Origin of the sequence: Bremerella cremea, from assembly GCF_003335505.1 — a bacterium.
GTDB classification, from domain to species: Bacteria; Planctomycetota; Planctomycetia; order Pirellulales; family Pirellulaceae; genus Bremerella; species Bremerella cremea_A.
The window spans coordinates 19499-39355 of record NZ_QPEX01000025.1 but is presented as its reverse complement, the minus strand read 5'-3'; the positions used below and the strand labels follow the sequence as shown (position 1 = coordinate 39355).

Here is a 19857-nt window from a genome sequence, read left to right as displayed (position 1 = left end):
CTTGTTGAGAGAAGTCTGCAAAGCCTAGTTCAGGTTGAACGATTCCAATCAGCGACACCGAGTCGGCAGCGATGCTGCAGGTAGTGAATCGCCATCGTGGAGAATCGATGGCTTTTTCAACGGGCTGCTAAGACAGGTAAGTGGAGAAGCTTTTTATCAGTTCACAGACACATACACTGCTTATGCAGATGATATGATACCACACGGTTTTGATTACGTAATTTATCCGCGAGCCATGGGGACAGAGCATTTCTTTGACAAACGTGTCTATAGATGGTTTAGGATGAGAACATGAATCAAGAAGGTTTAGCGAGCTATACGCTTCGACGAGCCGCTGGTGGCCACGGAAATTTTGCAAGAGTACTCGTTGGCTTTCCACAGAATGCGCCTGATCATATTAATCTTTCTGGAGATGGTGAACCTGTAACGCAGGAGTGGCTTGACGCGGCCTATGACGGTGTTCAGTATGCGAAGGAGACGCTGAATCGCGCCGATAAAGTTTTGCCCTTTTGTATCGAAGGTTCTTTGGCCGACACACGCATCGACACGATTTTTTGTGCTGCCGCGATTGCAACATCTAGGCTCTTCGGTGAAAACGGCTGGACAGAGTTTTTCGATGGTGAGAAATGGATCATTACAAACTTGGATGAGAAGTCTTCCTGACTGTCCGCTAAGCGGGAATCAAAGCCACTTCATTCAGTCGCCCTCTCGGATGCAAATGGCAATATTGTCGGACTTATTCCGGAGGCGGAAGACTACCTGAATCGCTTGATCACCTACGATCCGTACGGGACGCCCACCGACGAAAGCGATTTCCGGCAGTTGTTCGGCGGGTACTACTACGACTCGGACACGGGCCTCTACCTGGTTCGCAATCGTGTCTACCATCCTAAGCTGGGGCGCTGGCTCACTAAAGATCCGCTGGGCATGGTCGATGGGCCGAACCTGTACGAATACTGTGCGGGCGATCCGGTGAATCTTATCGACCCGAGTGGTGAGGCGATTCCGTTGATCATCTACGTCGGCGCATTTGCTATTGCTGCCGCCCACGGGTGGTCGCAAACGATCCTGGGGTGAATAAAAGGTGTCAGGACTCTTTGTTTGTATCAAGACATGCTGTTGCGCATCGCACGCCGGAAGGGGTGGACTCAAGCAGAAGTTGATTTGATCACGAGAAACCGAGCAGCGTGGGTCAACAAGCTTCAGGAACTAACCGAAAGATACGGACATGACTACTAGGGTGAATTAAAGGTGTCAGGACTTTTTTTCTCCGCTCGACCTGGAATATACAACCCAAATGGGTAGACCCAAGCGAGCAGACGAGGCAGGCGGTATTTATCATGCTTTGAATCGGGGCAACGGCGGGTGGCATTGGCAAATGCAACCTCTCCGTGTGCCACGGTGCCTCTGGCCCGTGTCTTTGATGCACCAGTTACACCGTTTACCAGTACGATCATCGCAACCGCCTGATCAGCGTGACCGACTTCAATGCTTCGGATGTCAAGTAGCAGCAGGTGGCTTATACGTACGACCTGTTCAACCGGCTGATTGGGCGAGAGCTTGATAGCGACGGGAATGGCACCGTCCACAAGTTTGGCCAATGGCGACCTGACCGACACGACCAGCGTCGCCAACCGAATCGTAGAAGAATCCGATTCGGCCCATGGTTGGGGTAAATTCGCGGGAGCGTTTGGAGTAGAAACTCTTGCTGGATTGGGAGCTGCTAAGCTTGCGAAATGGGCGGGACTATTCGGTAAAGGCGTCAATGCCGCAGACAAGGCGGCTGATACGGCCAAAACAGTCAATCAAGTTAATAAGGTGGCGGAAGGAACTGCCAAGGGAAACGGGCTTGCCAAGGAAGCATTAGGAAATATAGAGTGTCCTACGAATGGAGTTGCCCCAAAAAGTGGTCCTTCATTCAAAACGTAGAATGAGTTTCAAGCAGGGACCAAGGGGCAGTTTGCTAGTCGAGCGGAGGCAGCCAAGGCGTGGGACGCATACAAGCAGGCAAACGGTATCGTTACCGGAACCGTTCGCAGTTCGGCGGCGAAGCGGAACTTCCTCAAGGGCCTGCTTGATGATCCGAACGCGCCTTCTTGGATGAAGCCTTGGCTGGAAAAGGGTAAGGTTCCGCCTGGTTACGACGTGGATCACATATAGCCGTTATCAATTGGCGGTGCTGATGCTGCATCCAACATGCGACTCTAATTGAGGGAACTGCATAAGCTGCACCACAAATATTTTCGACCATGGGAGTGACAATTTGATGGTGGAGTCGAAGAAGGTCTTGGTCGCATTTGACCCTGACAACCCCGATAAGCAATCCAGCGATTTCCTTGTTCCGGTTCAGCTTGAGGACAACGAAATGGCACTGCTTGGCAGCAGGTCGGGGAAGTTGTGGAAATATGGTCTAGTCGTGCTGACGAGTCGAGCAGTCAATAAGAATGATCTTTTTGCAAAGTTGGTGGATTCAGGCCAGAAAGTCCCTGACGTGGAGGCTTGCCTTGCTCAACTGGAATCATTTGTTGTGCAATTGAAAACGGTGAAGATCGGGAACATCGTTAGCATTGCTATCGACAACGATGCTTGGCGATTGACCGTTGTAGCGAATACGCCCGGCGGATTTGCAAAGGCTCAAAACTAATCCGTCTTGAAACCTGACGGACTTTGCTTCTGCATCACGGTCTTCGCAGGCTGTGCCGGTTTGAAGGGCTGCAACCGTGCCGGTTGAGCAGGCTTCCACGGCTTGCGGTGTTGTCTCTTGTCGGGCGGCACGCCTGATGGCGGCGGCTTGGGCTTTTTGCTCATGCTCTTGTTCACCACTGAATCAGTCGGCAACGGATTCACCTTCGATAGCCCGATGACAGCGTTCTTGTCATTGAGCCACAGCCCTTCGCATTGCCGCCGCTCTCGCTCTGCCAGCCCTTCGTGAAACGTCTTCATGCTGGTATCTACGCACCGGCTGGCCCTTTCCCGTGCGTGCGTGAGCCGCCGGGTGCCCCGGGCATCTTGCCCGGGTTTGGATGCCGTTTCGCTTCTCGGAAGTCCACGACTGCAAGAGGCAAACTGGCCTCGGATTCCATAACAGCAGAAACCAGTCTGACTCTGCCGCTGCTAAAATGCCTTGTTGGGCATGCCCCTGCTTCCCAAGACACGGGCCAGAGGCACCGTGGCACACCGAGAGGTGTCATTAGGAAGTGCCACCTGCGGCTCTGCGAGAGTCGACCATCTCAATTGTCGATAAATCAAACGTAATTCGTCTCGAAGATGGGGTCGACTTGTAAACAAGGTTCTTCCGTGTTGGTGTCGGCAAAGAAAAGGTGCCAGGCTCGAATGGCATAGGCGTAAATGCTAAGTCCTTGTTGGCATTCGATCTTGAGTTGCGTTACCCTGCGCGGCGAAGGTGATCTGCTGCTGGAAATCAAGCATACCGCTCTCTGCGGTTGGGCAGGCCAGCAGTTGCCATTGGTTGGGCAATTACGCAAACGGTGTTCAAACGCCACAAAATGGCCAGGTGGCGCACCGTACGGCCAGATAAAGAATTTCTTATTTTCGGTTCACGGGCAGTTTACTGGCCTGCAATACAATCGGCTCCAGCGTGTGGCGAGATTGCCGGTTCTGTGACGGCGACGGCCATGCGGTTCTGTAATTCAAAGGGAGTGACGTGATGCGAGCCGTTTTCATGTGTGTGGCAGTGGCGCTATTTTCGACGGTGGTGTACGTGAACGATGTTCGCGCTGCAGAAAAATCGATTCCGCTAGATCAGTTGCCCAAGGAAGTGACCCATGCCGTGCAGCAGATGTTCTCCCACGCCAAGCTGATCAAGGCGTCTCAGGAAGAAGAAGATGGCGAGATCGAGTACGAAATCACCTTGAAAGAGAATGGCAAAACAATCGATGTCAAAATCGAGATCGAGGTCGAGTTGGAGATCAGCGAGATTGAAAAAGAGGTCGCCTATAAGGACTTGCCCAAAGCTGTGACAATGGCGTTGGAAAAATTGTATCCTAAAGCCATGCCGCAGTCTGCCGAAGCCGTTTATGAAGTGGAAGATGGCCAGCAAGAGCTAGAGTTTTATGAAGTTCAACTGAAGACTGCTGATGGCAAAACCGTGGAAGCGAAACTCAACGCGAGTGGTAAAATAATCAAGGATAGCGACGACGAGCAGGAGGAAGCCGGAGAAAAAGAAGAGGACGATTAAGCCATCTTTCCGAACACCTGTTCGCGACAACCGGAATAGAAACACAAGGAGTCTCCGTGGGCGTTCGTATTTTAGTGATCGAAGACGATGACGAGATCGCGGAGTTCATCGTGCGAGGGTTGCGCGAGGAAGGTTACACGGTCGAGCGGGCGGAAGATGGAAGAGATGGCTGGCACTTTTTGCAGGGTGGTGGCTGGGATGTTGTCCTACTCGACTGGATGCTTCCTGCGACCGATGGCTTGCAATTGCTTCAACGCTTTCGTCAGCACGATCACTTAACGCCGGTCTTGTTTCTGACTGCCAAAGATGCCGTTTCCGACCGCGTTCAAGGTCTCGATCACGGTGCCAACGATTATCTCTGCAAGCCGTTCGCTTTCGAGGAATTGCTTGCTCGTGTGCGTGTGCTGACGCGACGTAAAGATCAGACCACGACCATTCTTTCCTACCAGGATGTCAGTATCGACCTGGCAACCCAGCGAGCTGAGCGAGCAGAGCAGCGTCTTGATCTGACGGCCAAAGAGCAAGCCTTGTTGATCTATTTCTTACGTCATCCTGGCGAAGTGCTAAGTCGCACCCGCATCTACGAACAAGTATGGGAGGAACGCTACGACGGCCTGTCCAACACATTGGAAGTGCACGTCATGGAGCTCCGCCGCAAACTGGAAATGCACGGCCCAAGATTGATCCACACCCTGCGAAATCGGGGCTATGTGCTGCGAGAGGAATCACGGTAATCTTGTGACGCTCACCAATCGCCTTACGTTTTTCTTCCTGTTGATGCAGGCGTTTGTCTTGATCGGTTTTTCTACCGTTCTTTATGTACTCGCCTACAACCATTTACACCAGCAAGTCGAGGAACGTCTCGGGACCGTCCTCAATACCCTCAGCGGGGCAATCGAAACCGAACCACAAGGCTTAGAGTGGGAGCCGCGAGATCGAGAACAAAGTCTTAAGTTCTCGACGTTCGAGGATCATGTGGTCTGGTTGGTTTCCGACAACCAAGGGCAGATCGTCGCCCAGTCGCGCGGTGCCCACACCGAGCGTTTCATTGCCGAGGCGTCTACATCAAACCCGCAGACAGATGCCCAAGACAAAGACATCCGTTGGCAGATCGGCTCTTGGGAGGCTGGGCGACATTGGGTTCATTCTGATTTCGCGTTTCCCAATCACGCTGAGAGCCTCACGCCACCCTCCGATAACAAAGAAGCGAAGTATCGCTCGTTGTCGGTCACGGCCGGAGTATCGCTCGTCCCGGTTCAAACGACCCTGCATCGTTTGGCTTATTCGTTAGTTGGATTGTCAGTCGTCGTCTGGTCGGTTTCGTTTGCCGTCAGTCGGATGCTGTCTAGGCGGGCCCTGCTCCCTGTTCAGCGGATCGCCGTTGCCGCTGAAGGAATTCATTGTGGCGACCTCACGCAGCGGTTGCCGCCGCTAAAAACCAAGGACGAGCTCGACCGCCTGACTCACGCCTTCAATGCGATGCTAGATCGGCTACAAGAGGCATTTGAGCGGCAACGTCGGTTCACCGGCGAGGCGTCCCACCAACTTCGCACTCCATTGACGGCCATTTTGGGACAAGTCGAGGTCGCCCTACGCCGAGAACGCCCCAGTGCCGAGTATCGGCAAGTTCTCGAAACGGTTCATCGGCGGGCCAAGGGTCTCGCTCGGATGGTCGATTCACTATTGTATTTGGCTCGTGCGGATGCGGAGGCCCAGCTTCCCGCTTTCGAGCAATTGAATCTCGCCACTTGGTTGCCGCTACAGCTTGAGACCTGGTCCGAGCATCCTCGATCCAACGACTTGGTCTGCCGGGGAACGAGTTCCGAACCGTGCCTGGTTGTTGTACCGCCAGAGTTGATGGCAGAGTTATTGAACATCCTCTTGGATAATGCCTGTAAGTATAGCGAGCCGGGAACGCCTGTTACGGTGAGTATCCGCCGCAGTGCGGCAGCGGTTTCTGTTGACGTAGAGGATCAGGGCTGCGGTATTGAAGATGACAAGCTGGCGAATTTGTTTCTGCCGTTTTTCCGTTCGTCTCAGGCTCGCAGCCTAAGCCCTGAAGGCTGCGGGTTAGGTCTCTCCATTGCCAAGCGTTTGTCCGAAGTCTTTGGCGGTGAACTGACGGTTGTGAGTCAGCCATCGCGTGGTAGTTGCTTCACTTTGCATCTGCCGAGGGGCGGAAGAAATGATGACACCGCACCATAAGCATTCCTTCCAACGTTACGCCGCCACATCTTTTGACCTTGGAGAATATTTCCGATGACGTTCTTCGCCAAGATTTCTCATTTGATTCACGCCCGTTTTATCTGGTTGCTAATCGGCTCGTATGTCGTCGCAGCGTTCTTTCCAGCCTTGGGACTGTGGATTCGCTCGGTATCGTGGGGGACGATCAGCCTGCCGATGATGATGCTGGGATTTCTGCTGTTCAATGCCGGTTTGGGCGTTGAACTATCCGCGCTGAAGAAACTTCGTCACGATCCGCTATCGTTGCTATTTGGCCTCCTCGCCAATATGACGATTCCGATTGCTTACATCGGTTTGGTGATGCTTACCATGCGTCTCTGGCACAATCCTGACGAGGTGCAGAACATTCTGGTCGGATTGGCGTTGGTCGCCTCGATGCCCATTTCTGGCTCCTCGACGGCTTGGTCACAAAATGCGAATGGCAATCTAGCGCTGAGTCTGGGTCTGGTGCTTGGCTCCACGTTTCTCAGCCCGGTCGTCACGCCGATTGCACTTCATACGGTGGGCTTGATGACCACAGGCGATTACTCCGAAGACTTGCACGCATTGGCAGGCTCTCAAACCGGTTGGTTCCTATTGATCTCAGTGATTGTGCCCTCGATCTCGGGGATCGTTTGTCATCAATTGCTGGGCAAGCAGCGCGTCACGGGCAGCAAAGCGAAACTCAAATTAGCCAACTACGCTATCCTGCTGTTGTTGAACTACTCCAATGCTTCGGTTTCATTGCCACAGTCCATCGCTCAGCCAGATGCGGACTTTTTAATCGTGACGCTCGCGATTGTGGCGACCTTATGTGTCGTCGCTTTTTTCACCGGATGGCTAATTTCTCGGCTGCGGCATTCAGATTCGGCAGACCAAATTGCCCTGATGTTTGGCTTGGGCATGAACAATAACGGCACCGGCTTGGTTTTGGCTTCGATGGCACTAGCCGACCATCCGCAAGTCTTGTTGCCCATTATCTTCTACAATCTCGTGCAACATCTGATTGCTGGAAGCGTGGATCACTTAATGCTATACCGACGTTCAGCCAAAGCGCGCCTCGATGATCACGTTTCGAGCAGCGTGATCGACAGTAAGTTGTCACCAGAGCCACCGCTGGATAGTGACGAATTTGCCCAGCACAAATCTGCTTGATCGGCGTTGCTGATTCTAACGAAGCGGTGCGGACCGGCTGGCATGGGGAAGGTACCGATTCTCGAATGCATCGGAACAATATCGCTGGGTTATGCTCTCGCTAATCCAGCCCACTACTTCCTGGTCATTACCATCCCGCCTAGCATTTGCCATGCCCCTGACTAGGGGCGATAATCGTTCCGTGAATTAGAAGGCGATTGCCGTGCGAATCGGGTCGCCAGTTAATTACGAACGTGTTGGACAGAACCATAAATGATTTCGGAATTCGCCTGGGGAGCTTGCTAACAGTATCCATTGCTCCCCTGCTGCTCATAACAGCAGGGGAAGCGAATCGTTACGATGCGTCCCTTTTGTCTATCGTGTTAACGTTTCTCAGTAGCTTTTTCTTTTTTATCGCTGGATTCTTTTCCCGCCAGATCTGGAAGTCGATTAAAAAGCAAGAGTCCCGTAAAGAAGAATGAGAGATGGCGGTCTCCCTTTGGGAAATTTGAACTTTCCCACGTGTTAGTCTTTCAAGTCCAGCGTTAGCTCGTGTGCTCCGTCTTCGCTGACTTCGGCGGTTAGGCCAGACTTGTTGAGGTCGGAATATTTGAGCGGCACATGATACACGGCTTCGCTCTTGAGCACTTTGTTTCCGGTGGGATCGTTGGGATCGTTTTCGGAAATCAACTGGCTTTTGTCGACGGCCACTTTATATTTCCCTGCGAAAACGCCGTCTCCGGCGGCGACGGTCCCCATGTGGGCAACACCGCTCGAATCGGTTAAGCCGTTGGCGTACTTGCCGTCGTCGCTTACGAAGATAACCACCGCTTCGTCGATAGGCTTTCCTTCATACATCACGGTGACGGCAAAAGGGATCTTGCCAGGCTCCAGCGAAGTGCCACAGCCGGACAGAACCAACAGGCCTAAAATCGCCACGCAGCCGAAAACTCGTTGATAAATTTGCATCTGATAACCCTGTCCGACTTAATGATGTTTGCGCACGCAATCTAAAACTTGCTCAGGCGTTCTCTCCACGAACGACAGGGGCTTCGGTTGGTTGCCCCTGTTCCACTTGCGGCGCCATGCTTGAAAAATATTCACCCAATCAAACGATCTACGTTCAGCGAAGACCGGCAGACAACGTGCGTCAGGCCGGTCAACGGTAGCTTGAACGGATTACTGGGAGGAGGCCGTTTCACCGCCAGACTTTGTTGCCATCGCTCCCCACACACCATAGGCGCTGGGCGAACCGTTGTCGGAGTAGTTGCGGTAGTTCGCACCTTGATTGCCGGTGTTCACCGTTTCAGTCACAAAACGAACCGAGCCGTCCATCATCGCCACATTCACACCGCCAGGATGGTAACTGGTTGGCGAAAGCAGGTACTGGCTACCGCCGTGGCTTGTGCCATCGGCAATGAGCACCGAGTTGGGCGGAGTCGCTGCCATGACGGCCACAAACAAAATCGCCCCGTCCCAAGCACGGAAACCTCGCAGCGGCTGATTGCTGAAGACGCCGACGGTCGAGATGTAAGTCTTCGTTTGCTTGTTCAACAGCGGAGACAACGCCGCCGGAGCCCAACTGGTGGAACCAGGCTTGGTCACCACCGAACCGTAACCACGGTTGCTGGTCGGGCGAACCCCTTCCGAAAGGCCCATCGTGTTACTGGTCCCGTCGGTGATCGAAGACATCCGCGACCACGCATCGTTGAGAAACACGCCCGAGTTCATGCTGCCAGAGGTGTAGGTTCCGCCTGGGTACGAGCGATAAGGTCGATCGCCAGCGAAGAAATAATAGTCCGCCGCACCAGCCGTTTGGTCTGGGGCTTCCGGAGACAGAAGTCCACCTGCGTTGCTCGGGCAAAGGAACGAATCGACGGTCGTCTTCCAGATCGGATCGCTCGCATCGTATGGCCCAACCGTGGACGTCATGGCTCGATCGTACATGGCCGATTGTTCCATAAACGGCAGCACGGCAAAGCGAGCGTTCAGCCGATTGTTGCCGGCGTACGAAGCGGCCCCGCGCGGGTTACCGGCCCGCAAAGCGGGAAACGCATTGAACGCGTCATGGTAAAGCTGAACGGCTAAGCCGAGTTGCTTCAAATTGTTGGTACATTGCATCCGCCGAGCGGCCTCGCGAGCCTGCTGCACGGCCGGCAATAACAACGCAATCAAGACTCCGATAATGGCGATCACGACTAGCAGTTCGACTAGCGTAAAACCTGATCTGACTTTCATAATTCGTCCTACCGCAGATTTACTTAATATGTGAATATTTAGGCAAATCGTAGACGCGTTCGGAATGGGCGTCAACGAATCATTTAATTTACATTACAAGGATTTTCCTAACGCTTTGCATTGGCTTTGCGGAAGATAAAGCTCCCAAACTATTTGTAGAAGCCATTTAGGGGATGCATATTTACCGTTATAGATTTTTGCAAAAGAAAGAATCCTATATAATTTCCATGAAATTAGAGCTATTTAACAAGCGGCTTGTGCCTGCTTACGCCTTGCGTATCCACCCTAGGGGGGGCTCCCGATTGTCAACCCAACTGTCCGAAGCCCCTCCCCGTTCGTCCTGCGACATCCCTACCAGGCGCTGCTCGCCAAGGGGAAGGGAAAGCGTTTCGCCTCGATTCGCAGGGCAGGGGGCGAAAGGGCTTATTGCCGCACGCGGGCAATCGTCGTGTTGGATCTAATCGGGCTAAAACGCCCAACCCCATTTGTCGGCGAGTTCACGAGACGCAGCGTGGTAACTTCGCTGGAGGGGGCGAATTTTCCTGCTTGAGAAGGAAAAGCAGCAGTAGGTTTCAAACGGTAGCCTATTTACCTTCGAACCGTTCAGGAGAGTTCACCATGGCATTAAATCTTGCGATGCTTATGGCAGTGGGGGCGTTGTTTTGTGCCGACGTGCCGCCAGCAGATACCGAGTCCGATCGCGCTGCGCTGCAAGGCGTTTGGCTTTTGAGCAGTGGCGAAGCAGACGGCAAGGCCCTGCCAGCGGCGGACATGAAAGATGGCAAGCTAGTCATCGACGGAGACCGTTATACGTTCTCGCTGGATACCGTTGGGACGCTCCAAGGCACGCAGCACTTGGGGGAACTCAACGGCGTGAAGACGATCGACATCACCGACAAAGGGGGCGACCACAAAGACAACACTTGCCTGGGCATTTACGAAGTGGAAGGGGATGAGTTCCGCGTCGTCTTCTCGCCACCAGGTGAACCCCGCCCTGACAAGTTCGAGACAACCCCCGGCTCCGGCCAATGGATGCACGTTTGGAAACATGTGAAAGATTAGAACGCCGAAATCAGGGCAAACGTACCTACCAAGTCCACGTGCCATGCGCATGGCTTCAACCGCATGCCTTGAAAAAGTCACCCTGGTTGTTCCTCCTCGAACGCTTGTATCTGCACTCAAGAAACAAACAACGCGAACCACTTGAAACGGTTCGCGTTGTTTGTTTGTTTGAACGAATGCCGCAGCCGCGCGCTATCAGGCTCCGCTTTGCTACTTGCCATCCTTCGTCAAAGCGAAGTCAACTCCTTCGGCAGAGCCGGTGATAGATGCTTTTAGCGGGGTCAGTTCCATGGCGTTGTAGTTGGCATGGGTGATGGTTTTGATTTTGTCGCGAGTACCGCTATCGGGCACGCCCTCCAAAACCAGTTCCTGACCAACCACCTTGGTCCCCAGTACCATCACTTTCTTTTCGCCGGGGATGATTTCTGCGGTGTATTTGCCTTCTTCAATCGTACCACCACTCGCTGGTGTCGCTCCGTCAGCGGCCAGGAAGGTGATCGAACCCTTTTCCAGCGGTTCGCCATCGACGGTAACGTTACCTTTCACAGTAACGGTGTCCGATTTCTCAGCGCCGCAGCCGACGGTGAAAGAAAGCAGCCCCAAGGCAAGCAGCGAAGCGGCAAACGGTAAACGTGTCATAGTTTAAATCTCGAATCAGGTTTCAGGCGGGAAGTTAACAACGAAGCGCGGAAGCAGTAGAAGCTTCGCGGCTGAAAGGTTTCGGCAGCGAATCACAAATCGATTCGATGCCGAAACAGAGGATGTTCTTGGTGCGAAACCCAATTACGGCAGTTGCAGCGTTTCGCCACCGCGACCCGACAAAGCAGCCGTCCAGACGTTTTGTGCAACCGTTTCGGTCACAAAGCGGACCGAACCATCCATCATGCTCACGTTCACGCCACCAGGGTGATTGCTACGTGCGGCAATTTGGTATTCGGTGTTTCCACCCACCTGTTGGCATGGCAAACGGCGGTATTCGGGATTGGTCGAAACCGTGGTGCGGGCCGTACAAGCACGGCACTGATCGGGGACGTTCGAGTTGGGGGTGATAATCGACATGAAGCCAGGGCTACCTTCGTCGTTAAGCATGTCGCCTCGGTTGTCGTCGAGCTTGCCGGGCGAAGCAATCAAGATTTCCGAGAAGCCAACCGTGTTCGAGGTGCCGTCGACCAAGTCGGCAAAACGGTACATATGACGAATACCAAATGGCGAACCGGTGAAGTTTGCCTGATCGTTGGCGTTCTGGTGCAAGTGGGTGTTGCCCATGTTCGTTACGTAGCTACCCATCACACGCCAGTAGGTATCGTTTTGGTCTTGGGTGACGTTCGTTTTGTCGGAAGGGCAGTAATAACCGGAAACGAACACGCGATGCGTTTCAATGTTAGGCGATTGATAGAACGGCTTGGTGAAATCGTACTGGTCGGCCAAAGCGGTCTGTTCGATGAAAGGCCACAGAAAGACAGGCCAGGTAATACGCTGGTAGGTCTGGCCGTTCTCGACCTTGCCACCGCTGTTCATGCCGCCCAGGGGCATAAAGCCTTTGTTGACGTCGGCAAAATTGTGGGAAGCCAATGCCCACTGCTTCAAGTTATTGGAACACTGCATTCGGCGCGCAGCCTCGCGAGCCTGCTGTACCGCTGGCAGCAACAATGCAATCAACACGCCGATGATGGCAATTACCACCAAAAGCTCAACCAGAGTGAATCCGCGTCGGGTGCGAGATTTCATAAGTTAGGAACCTTTGTTTGAAATAAAGAGCGAAAAAGATCGTAGACGAAGAATGCTTGGCCTTGGTAAAAAACAGGCCATAAACTAGGCGACAATAGATGTGGGGAAGAGAGCTGACGATGTTTTCTTACACAATTATAGAAACATTACAATCCGAACACCAGGACAGTATTGAGAGATTTTGCGTTGTAATTCGGAATTAATGGCTGCTGCATTGCCATTATAAACATCGGGAAAAACCGCCATTCCGCAGAATCATGGGGAAGCTCCGATGTTTTTTTAATTAAATCTATGAATCTTGGTTTGTCCTCCTTTACGAGGGTTAAGTGGTTATTAAATGATCATTAGCCTAAAAAGCAGTTCTGCGGGGTGGGTATTCAAGCAGTCTGCAGAGGGAAGCGGTTTCCGCCACAAAGAATATCAATACGTGTATTTTGATTTGCTGCCTAAGTATGTATAAATTCTTATGTTTCCCTCGAAAGGGCTGCTTTAGCGATCATCGTGGACGAGCGCTGCTATTTGGGTGTAGAATTAAGGGCGTAATAATCCGCCGCTCGCACTACGGCCTTTCTCTCGCACTTGGGACATTCATGTTGGCTGGGAAACCGAACCACAATCTGTCGACTCCAAGTTGGGGGATGCTGTTTGTTCTGCTCGTAGGGGCGTGCTCGCCTCTCTTGGCGCAGGAAGCAGACGAGCGTATCGCAGCCGAACTAAAGCAAGCGAGCAGCCAGCAGTTGGTCGAACTGTTGGGGGCAGACGAGTATCCCACCCGAGAAGCTGCCGAGGCCGAGATCCTGACGCGTGGCGAAGAGATGGTCCCCCTGGTCCAGGCCGCCCGGACATCGCCCGATCTGGAAATCCGCATTCGCGCGACAAACCTCTATCAGCAGCTATTAACCCGCTTACGAAATGATCAATTAAAACGTTTCCTAAAGATGGACACTTCCGTCGAGTTGCCAGGCTGGAAGCGTTTTCAGCAGCAAAACGGCGACGACGAGGCCACGCGTAAGCTGTACGTCGCCATGCTGCAGCGAGAGTGGGATCTGCTGACGACCATGGAGCAGCAGCCGTTTCTGATCGACTATCTGTTCTTTCAACGGAGCAACAAGCTAAGCAACGTTCCGAGGTTTGGCGGTCAGGCATTCGAGATAAACGAAGGAAGTGCTGCGGCTATGTTTTTTGTGGCTTCGCAAGCCGATGTCCGCATTACGCAGCCCTCGATGGACCAATTGCGGTATCTGTTGGCCGTACCTCAGCTCACCGGCGACCTGCAAGACCCGCACAGCAATAAGCCTCTGCTTAGCGTCTTCGAGAATTGGTTGAAAGCCAATATCGAGTTAGGGCGTTTCAGCTCGGAAATGCGTTACATCGTGCTGTCGACCTGCATGCGCGAGAACATCCCCAGCGGGACGCTGCTGGCCCAGCAGATACTGGCCGACCGGGCGAAACCATCCTCGGAAGATGGCTTTGTGCAGTTGAATATGGGAATCAATGCCGAGCAGCAAATGATGTTCGCTATGCTGGCCTTGGCCAAGCTTGGCTCGCAGAAAAACATTCCTGAAATCGAAGCGTTCTTCGACGATACCTCCGCCATCCAATCGCAACTGGCCATTGGCGAAGAGTTTGGAACCGAACTCCGCGATGTCGCGCTGCTCGCCGTGCTGCACCTCTCTGGCGAAGATCCCAAAGAATACGGCTTCTCTCGCTTGGCGAACGATCCTACTTACTTGTACAACATCCGCTCGATCGGATTTCTTTCCAACGAAGAACGCAGCGCCGCCTTCGAGAAGTGGCAGCAAGCCCAAAAGCAGAAGCAAGAGCAGCCAGACAAAAAGTCGTAGCTGCGCCGTTCGACACGGTCTGCTAGCGTGCGAGCGGTTCGCATTGACGCCGCTGCAGGAAATTGGCATGATCTGGACGCCTGTTTTCAGTAGCGCTCCATGTATTGGTTGGACGATACTTAACATGCCGTGGATATCGTTCAAGGAGGAACCCCCATGCGCTATGTAGCGCCTCTGTTATTGATGGCAACCACCGTGCTGGCAGGTAGTGCCGGTTGCCGTTCTCCCTACTATCAAGACAAATTAGCCCTGTTGGGCGCTGGTACCGGTGCCCTGGCAGGGGCCGCGATTGGCAACGCTTCGGGGCATTCCACCGGTGGGGCGATCATTGGCGGCATTGTTGGTGCCACCGCAGGTGGTGCCGTGGGGTCGCACATAGACGAAGTCGAAGAACGCAACCAAGCGTTGTTTCAACAGCGTCTTGGTCGAAGCGTCGAAGGGGCGACCACCTTCCAAGATGTGATCGCCATGAGCGGCGCCGGCCTGAGCGATCAGGTAATCACCACGCACATTCGTCGACATGGCGTGGCCCAAGTTCCCCAAGCTCAAGATTTGATTTTTCTGAAAAACAACGGCGTCAGCGATACGGTAATTACCGCCTTGCAATCGCCACCCCCGACAGAAGTCGTCCAAACCATGGCCCCACCACCGCGGACGGTGATTGTCGAAGAATATCACTACGGCCGTCCTTACTGGGGGCCACCGCCACGTCGCTACTACCATCGTCACCACTGCCCGCCACCTCCTGGCGTAAGCTGGGGCGTCTCGTTCGGCAACTAGGCCGTGTGCAGAAGCTACAAACAACCAACTAAGGGGAAGCAAGTCAGGCTTCCCCTTTTCTTTTGCGCGGTCGTGGTGAATCTGGCAGGTTAACCCCGAAACTTCCTGAAACCGCCTCGGCCTCTGGTGTGTAAAACAGGTATACTAACCGCCATCGTTATCGTTTCCGCGAAGCACGATCGCCATTCGCTTCGGGAAGCCCCATTAAACAGGCCAGCAAAAACGGGTGCCATGCCTCACGTCCGCGTGAGCATGCGAAGCCAAGACAGGCTTGCCGACGAAGTTTCCGGCATCACAACCGCCGATCCACCCACATTTCCTTAGCACGCACAAGCCCATGAGCAGCGATCAAACCAACCCATCTGAACATGACGTTCCCCAGTCGCTCGCCCAGCAAAAGCCGCCTCGTTATGTGCCGCCCCGCTGGGTTTGGATTACCTCGGCTGTGTTGCTACTGATTGGCGTGCTGGGCCTGTACGGCGAACGATTGGGCAAAGGCCCTTTGGCTTCGCTCTACGACTTTGCCTGGTTCCTCCGCGATGGCAGCTTCTGCAACTTAATCATGCTCATCGGCGGCTTCTTCGCGCTGTTCATCCCGCTCATGTGGATCACGTTCGCCAGCAGTTGGCCAACCCGTGTTCGTCTGTTGCCCCTGGCCTTGATTGTGTTGATGGTGGGTGGTTTCTTTACGGTTTTCAAAATCAAAGCGGTCTCAGGTAACATGATTCCCCGCTTCGGTTATCGCTGGGCCAAAGACCCTGACCAGCGGCTGGAACAGTTTGTTTCCGTGGCGCCGCCAGCCGGAGAAAAAACCGCAGACCGCGCAGCGCTTCCCCCTGATCCTCACGCCTGGCCGCAGTTTCTTGGCCCTGAAAGAAACAACCGCCTGCCCGGCCCCAAGCTGGCCACCGATTGGACCGCGCATCCCCCGCAAGAACTTTGGCGCATGCCGATCGGCGCTGGCTGGTCTGGCTTCGCCGCGCAGAACGGGCGCATTTACACCATGGAGCAGCGCGACCAACAGGAAATGGTCACCTGCTACGACATCGAAAACCTAACCGCAGACGGCCAGCCTTCTCCCTTGTGGGGCGTGGGCGTGGAAGCCCGGCATTATACGTCCATGGGCTACTTCGGCCCGCGCTGCACGCCGCTGCTGTTCGATGGCCGCGTGTATGCCTTAGGGGCCACCGGCGTGCTCAGTTGTGTCGACCAAGCCACCGGCCAGGTTGTTTGGCAGCACGATCTTTTAGAGATGTACGGCGTGACGCCAGAGGTTGAATCGAGCAACATTGCCTGGGGCAGATCTAACAGCCCGCTGGCGTACGAATTGCCCGATCGCAAAATCGTGATCATCCCCGCTGGCGGTCCCGATGCCCAGAACAGCGAGGCGATGGTTTCGCTGGTCGCTTTCGATGCCGCCACCGGCGAGACGGTCTGGGAAGGTGGCCACCAACAAATCAGCTACGCTTCGCCCAGCGTGATTCACGTGGACGGGGCCGATCAAATCTGCAGCGTCAACGAAGCCACCATCACCGGGCACGACCCCGCCACCGGCAAGCAGCTTTGGGAAATGGAATGGCCCGGCAAATCGAACGGCAACGCGACCTGCTCGCAAGTCCTTCCGCTGGGGAATAATCAGTTCTTCGTCTCCAAAGGTTACGGCCAAGGGGCCCGCACCTTCGAAGTGAAGCCCGCCGGCGAAGAAAGCTTTAGCGTTGAATCCTTGTGGGATAACGCCCGCTTGCTGAACACCAAGTTCACCAACGTTTCGATCCAAGGGGAAGAGGTGTTCGGCATCGACGACAGCATCCTCGAAAAGGTCAAGCTCGGCGCCAAACGCCCCACCTGGCGCGAGCGCGGCTTCGGGCATGGCCAAGTCCTGCTTGTGGGCGATGTGCTGCTGGTGATGGGGGAAGAAGGCAACCTGGCGGCCGTCGATAGCCAGTCGGACAAGTACCACGAATACGCCCGCATCAAAGCCCTGTCGAGCGAAGTCGCCCCGACCTGGAATCCGATGTGCCTCTACGGCGACTTACTCCTAGTCCGCAACGCCGAAGAAGCCGCCTGTTATCGCCTGGCCACCGAAGATTAGGTTCGGCGAAACACAAAACGTAACGGACCAACGTTCACGGAAATCGCCTACCACCACATCAAAACCACCCCACCCCTAGCGACCGCCAATAGCCAGCGGGCGGCCACTGCAGGAATTGACGGACACGTCGGAACGCCCTAGCCCCAAAGGGGCGACCGTTAATAGCCAATAGGCGGCTAGTGCAGGAAGTGACCGACACGTCGGAACGCCCTAGCCCCCAAGGGGCGACCGTCAATAGCCAGCGGGCGGCGAGTGCCGGAAGTGACTGACACGTCGGAACGCCCTAGCCCCAAAGGGCGACCGTCAATAGCCAGCGGGCGGCCACTGCCGGAAGTGACTGACACGCCGGAACGCCCTAGCCCCGAAGGGGCGACCGTTAATAGCCAGGGGCGGAAGCCCCTGGAGATGGTTCGCAATAAATAACGCAAGCCCTGAAAGGGCGTCCGTAGCAAAGACGCACAACCGACGAACGCCCTTTCAGGGCTTAGGAGTTTCTCAGGAACTCTTTACCAGGGGCTTCCGCCCCTGGCTATTGACGGTCGCCCCTTTGGGGCTGGCTTGTTGGTGTCTAAGCGCTTGTTGGTGTCTAAGCGCTTGTTGGTGTCTAAGCGCGGGTTGGTGTCTAAGCGCGGGTTGGTGTCTAATCGCGGGTTGGCTGGTCTAATCGCGGGTTGGCTGGTCTAATCGCGGGTTGGCTGGTCAAGCGCTTGTTGGCTGGTCAAGCGCTTGTTGGCTGGTCAAGCGCTTGTTGGCTGGTCAAGCAGCTTCTGCGAGCCCTGGGTTAAAATAGAGTCGACCTCTGGGGCGCTGAACGCAACGCTCACTTCGTAGCCTCCTTGTGGGTAAGCCTCGGCGGTCGGGATGTACCAGGGGCCGCCGTCGCCGTAAGCGGCCGTGACCACAAAACGTGCTGGGGCTAACTGCTGGGCTTGCAGTTGGTACTCAATAAAACTCTCCGCCGGCAAGTGCAGCAGCGTCGCGTCGTTCACATGCAAGGCACTCAGCACGATCGGCATTTTCTTTTCGCAGCGTCGGAGCCAACCGATTTTCATTGCCGCCCGATTGCGATTGGCGTTGGCTGCCGACCCATCCGCAACGATCGCCAGCAGGGCCTCTTCCTGTAGTGATTCAGCCGGAGGAATTTGCACTTCCTCGGTTGCCCACTGCACCTGCTGAATCGGTTGCGGGCTCAGCGCGGATTCGCTTTTCACCATCGCCGCGTAAATGCGCTCGGTCAGCCGCGCACGGGCCTCCGGCGTGCCATCGTTATACTTGCCTGCGGCGACATTGCCGGAACAACCAGTGAAGTAAATATGCGTGCAATCTTGCTCCTCCGCTTGTCGCCGCTTGCGGGCCAGACCGACGAAATCACTGCTCACCTGGCCTTTCGCATAGTGGCTCATCGGATGGGTGGCGTAGTAATGGCACGAGACCAGCTTCTTCTCGCCGTGATAAAACGCCACCGTTTTCATCCACGGATCGATCAGCCCTTCCGGCAGTTCCCAGTGCCGGGGCACCTTGCTAGAGCTGCCCCGCCAATCGACCAACTCGCCAGCCTCGTTCACAATCCGCCGATTGCTGGCCACCTTCTCGACCTTAGCGTGACCGGTGGCGATATGCGTAACCGGCTGCAAGTTCTGCATCGCAGCACCAACGGCCTGGGAAGCTTTCTTTAAGCATTGTTGAAAGAAGTCGAGCTGGACCAAATGAGGCAGGCCTGCTTGGGCGCTGACCACCTTTTCCCCTTCCAGGCAAACAAACGGGGCATCGTGCTGATGAACGCACTGCACCGCCACGCGATCGGGACTGGTCCCGGCTGCCTGGGCGATCGTTTCCCGCCACTGTCCATGGGCTTCGTTCAGCAGGCCGGTCCAATCGACCGCACAAACCACCATCGGCTCGCCAGCCCCGACCAACACGTAACCAATCGCTTCCAGCGGATCGTCGACACCTTTGACCGGCGTGATCCAGCCGCCACACAGCGGATGCCCAACCGGCGGCGTCACATCGAACCGAAACGGAGCCATCTTCAGCCCCGCCGCAGCTTCCGCTTGAACCGCACCAGGAGCCAACAAACCGGCAATCCCCGCTGCCAAAGTGGTCTCTAGAAAATTCCGTCGATCAATCGCCATTACATTACCAAGCTGCAGAAGGAAGAATACGAGCGTCGAACCATAAACCAATCAGGCCAAGATACCACGTGACATCGGCAATTCCAAGCAAAACCTAAAGTGGCGTAAACCAGGAAAGCCCTCTAGCAGAATTCTCAGTCAAAAAAGACCGTGTGCCCCGGGCATCTTGCCCGGGCCTTCCACGTTGGACTTTCCAACCTCAAAAGCTGGCATTGGCCCCAAGGAACTTTACCAGGCAGACGCTTGCCTCCCTGAGCCAGCTTAGACGCACAATCTCTAACTTCGATGGGCTAGGCAAAATGCCCCAGGGGACACCAGCGACGAAATCCAACCTATTGCTTCGCTAGTTCGAAGTTGATCGTGTTCGAGCCTGCGAGAATATTCGCCCGTAACGCGGTTCGCTTCAAGCTGGCATAGCGCTCTGGA

At 54.7% G+C, this 19857-nt stretch carries 19 protein-coding genes; 13 read left to right on the top strand and 6 right to left on the bottom strand.

Going from position 1 to position 19857, the window contains the following annotated elements:
• The first annotated feature begins 291 nt into the window (after positions 1–291).
• The 4 genes from DTL42_RS13505 (at position 292) to DTL42_RS13480 (ending at position 2644) form a co-directional block, all read left to right on the top strand.
• Positions 292–663: a hypothetical protein gene (locus DTL42_RS13505; protein ID WP_114369261.1), complete on the top strand. Its 372-nt coding sequence runs from the start codon at positions 292–294 to the stop codon at positions 661–663.
• Positions 664–768: 105 nt separating this feature from the next.
• Positions 769–1077, top strand: coding sequence for an RHS repeat-associated core domain-containing protein (locus tag DTL42_RS13500; protein WP_158545367.1), 309 nt, complete (start codon positions 769–771; stop codon positions 1075–1077).
• Between the two features lie 498 nt (positions 1078–1575).
• Positions 1576–1929, top strand: coding sequence for a hypothetical protein (locus DTL42_RS13490; RefSeq protein WP_114369258.1), 354 nt, complete (start codon positions 1576–1578; stop codon positions 1927–1929).
• A 337-nt stretch (positions 1930–2266) separates the two neighbouring features.
• Entirely contained in the window at positions 2267–2644 is a 378-nt protein-coding gene (locus DTL42_RS13480; protein ID WP_114369257.1) for a hypothetical protein, read from the top strand.
• Here the strand turns inward: DTL42_RS13480 and DTL42_RS13475 are convergent.
• A complete protein-coding gene (locus tag DTL42_RS13475; protein ID WP_114369256.1) occupies positions 2641–2943 on the bottom strand; it encodes a hypothetical protein in 303 nt (100 codons plus the stop codon). The genes DTL42_RS13480 and DTL42_RS13475 overlap by 4 nt on opposite strands.
• A 724-nt stretch (positions 2944–3667) precedes the next feature.
• Between DTL42_RS13475 and DTL42_RS13465 the strand changes: the two genes are divergently transcribed.
• The 4 genes from DTL42_RS13465 to DTL42_RS13450 are packed head-to-tail and all read left to right on the top strand — an operon-like array spanning position 3668 to position 7576.
• A complete protein-coding gene (locus tag DTL42_RS13465) occupies positions 3668–4198 on the top strand; it encodes a PepSY-like domain-containing protein (protein ID WP_114369254.1) in 531 nt (176 codons plus the stop codon).
• Between the two features lie 56 nt (positions 4199–4254).
• Positions 4255–4932, top strand: coding sequence for a response regulator transcription factor (locus DTL42_RS13460; RefSeq protein ID WP_114369253.1), 678 nt, complete (start codon positions 4255–4257; stop codon positions 4930–4932).
• A gap of 4 nt (positions 4933–4936) precedes the next feature.
• Entirely contained in the window at positions 4937–6403 is a 1467-nt protein-coding gene (locus tag DTL42_RS13455) for an ATP-binding protein (protein ID WP_158545366.1), read from the top strand.
• A 54-nt stretch (positions 6404–6457) separates the two neighbouring features.
• Complete coding sequence (locus DTL42_RS13450; protein WP_114369251.1) at positions 6458–7576, top strand: bile acid:sodium symporter family protein; 1119 nt, start codon at positions 6458–6460, stop codon at positions 7574–7576.
• 504 nt (positions 7577–8080) lie between these two features.
• Here the strand turns inward: DTL42_RS13450 and DTL42_RS13440 are convergent.
• Both DTL42_RS13440 and DTL42_RS13435 read right to left on the bottom strand, forming a co-directional pair.
• Positions 8081–8524 (bottom strand): hypothetical protein, encoded by a 444-nt coding sequence (locus DTL42_RS13440; RefSeq protein WP_114369249.1) that lies wholly within the window; start codon positions 8522–8524, stop codon positions 8081–8083.
• Between the two features lie 210 nt (positions 8525–8734).
• Complete coding sequence (locus DTL42_RS13435) at positions 8735–9793, bottom strand: DUF1559 domain-containing protein (RefSeq protein ID WP_114369264.1); 1059 nt, start codon at positions 9791–9793, stop codon at positions 8735–8737.
• Positions 9794–10411: 618 nt separating this feature from the next.
• Between DTL42_RS13435 and DTL42_RS13430 the strand changes: the two genes are divergently transcribed.
• Positions 10412–10855 carry a TIGR03067 domain-containing protein gene (locus DTL42_RS13430; protein WP_114369248.1) on the top strand — a complete coding sequence of 148 codons (444 nt, stop codon included), beginning with the start codon at positions 10412–10414 and terminating at the stop codon, positions 10853–10855.
• Between the two features lie 210 nt (positions 10856–11065).
• Here DTL42_RS13430 and DTL42_RS13425 read toward each other — a convergent pair whose 3' ends face one another.
• The gene (locus DTL42_RS13425) at positions 11066–11494 is read right to left on the bottom strand and encodes a hypothetical protein (protein ID WP_114369247.1); all 429 of its coding nucleotides are present in this window, start codon (positions 11492–11494) and stop codon (positions 11066–11068) included.
• 144 nt (positions 11495–11638) lie between these two features.
• Positions 11639–12583 carry a DUF1559 domain-containing protein gene (locus DTL42_RS13420; protein ID WP_114369246.1) on the bottom strand — a complete coding sequence of 315 codons (945 nt, stop codon included), beginning with the start codon at positions 12581–12583 and terminating at the stop codon, positions 11639–11641.
• A gap of 590 nt (positions 12584–13173) precedes the next feature.
• Here DTL42_RS13420 and DTL42_RS13415 point away from each other — a divergent pair.
• The 4 genes from DTL42_RS13415 to DTL42_RS26310 all read left to right on the top strand — a co-directional run bounded on the left by DTL42_RS13415 (position 13174) and on the right by DTL42_RS26310 (position 17722).
• Positions 13174–14427: a hypothetical protein gene (locus tag DTL42_RS13415; protein WP_147274272.1), complete on the top strand. Its 1254-nt coding sequence runs from the start codon at positions 13174–13176 to the stop codon at positions 14425–14427.
• 156 nt (positions 14428–14583) lie between these two features.
• On the top strand, positions 14584–15207 hold the full coding sequence (locus DTL42_RS13410) for a glycine zipper domain-containing protein (RefSeq protein ID WP_114369244.1): 624 nt from the start codon (positions 14584–14586) through the stop codon (positions 15205–15207).
• Between the two features lie 337 nt (positions 15208–15544).
• Positions 15545–17299 carry a PQQ-binding-like beta-propeller repeat protein gene (locus tag DTL42_RS13405; RefSeq protein WP_114369243.1) on the top strand — a complete coding sequence of 585 codons (1755 nt, stop codon included), beginning with the start codon at positions 15545–15547 and terminating at the stop codon, positions 17297–17299.
• Positions 17300–17560: 261 nt separating this feature from the next.
• On the top strand, positions 17561–17722 hold the full coding sequence (locus tag DTL42_RS26310; protein WP_158545365.1) for a hypothetical protein: 162 nt from the start codon (positions 17561–17563) through the stop codon (positions 17720–17722).
• Between the two features lie 314 nt (positions 17723–18036).
• Here the strand turns inward: DTL42_RS26310 and DTL42_RS13400 are convergent, their stop codons facing one another.
• Positions 18037–19431 carry a hypothetical protein gene (locus DTL42_RS13400; protein WP_147274271.1) on the bottom strand — a complete coding sequence of 465 codons (1395 nt, stop codon included), beginning with the start codon at positions 19429–19431 and terminating at the stop codon, positions 18037–18039.
• Positions 19432–19857 lie beyond the last annotated feature (426 nt).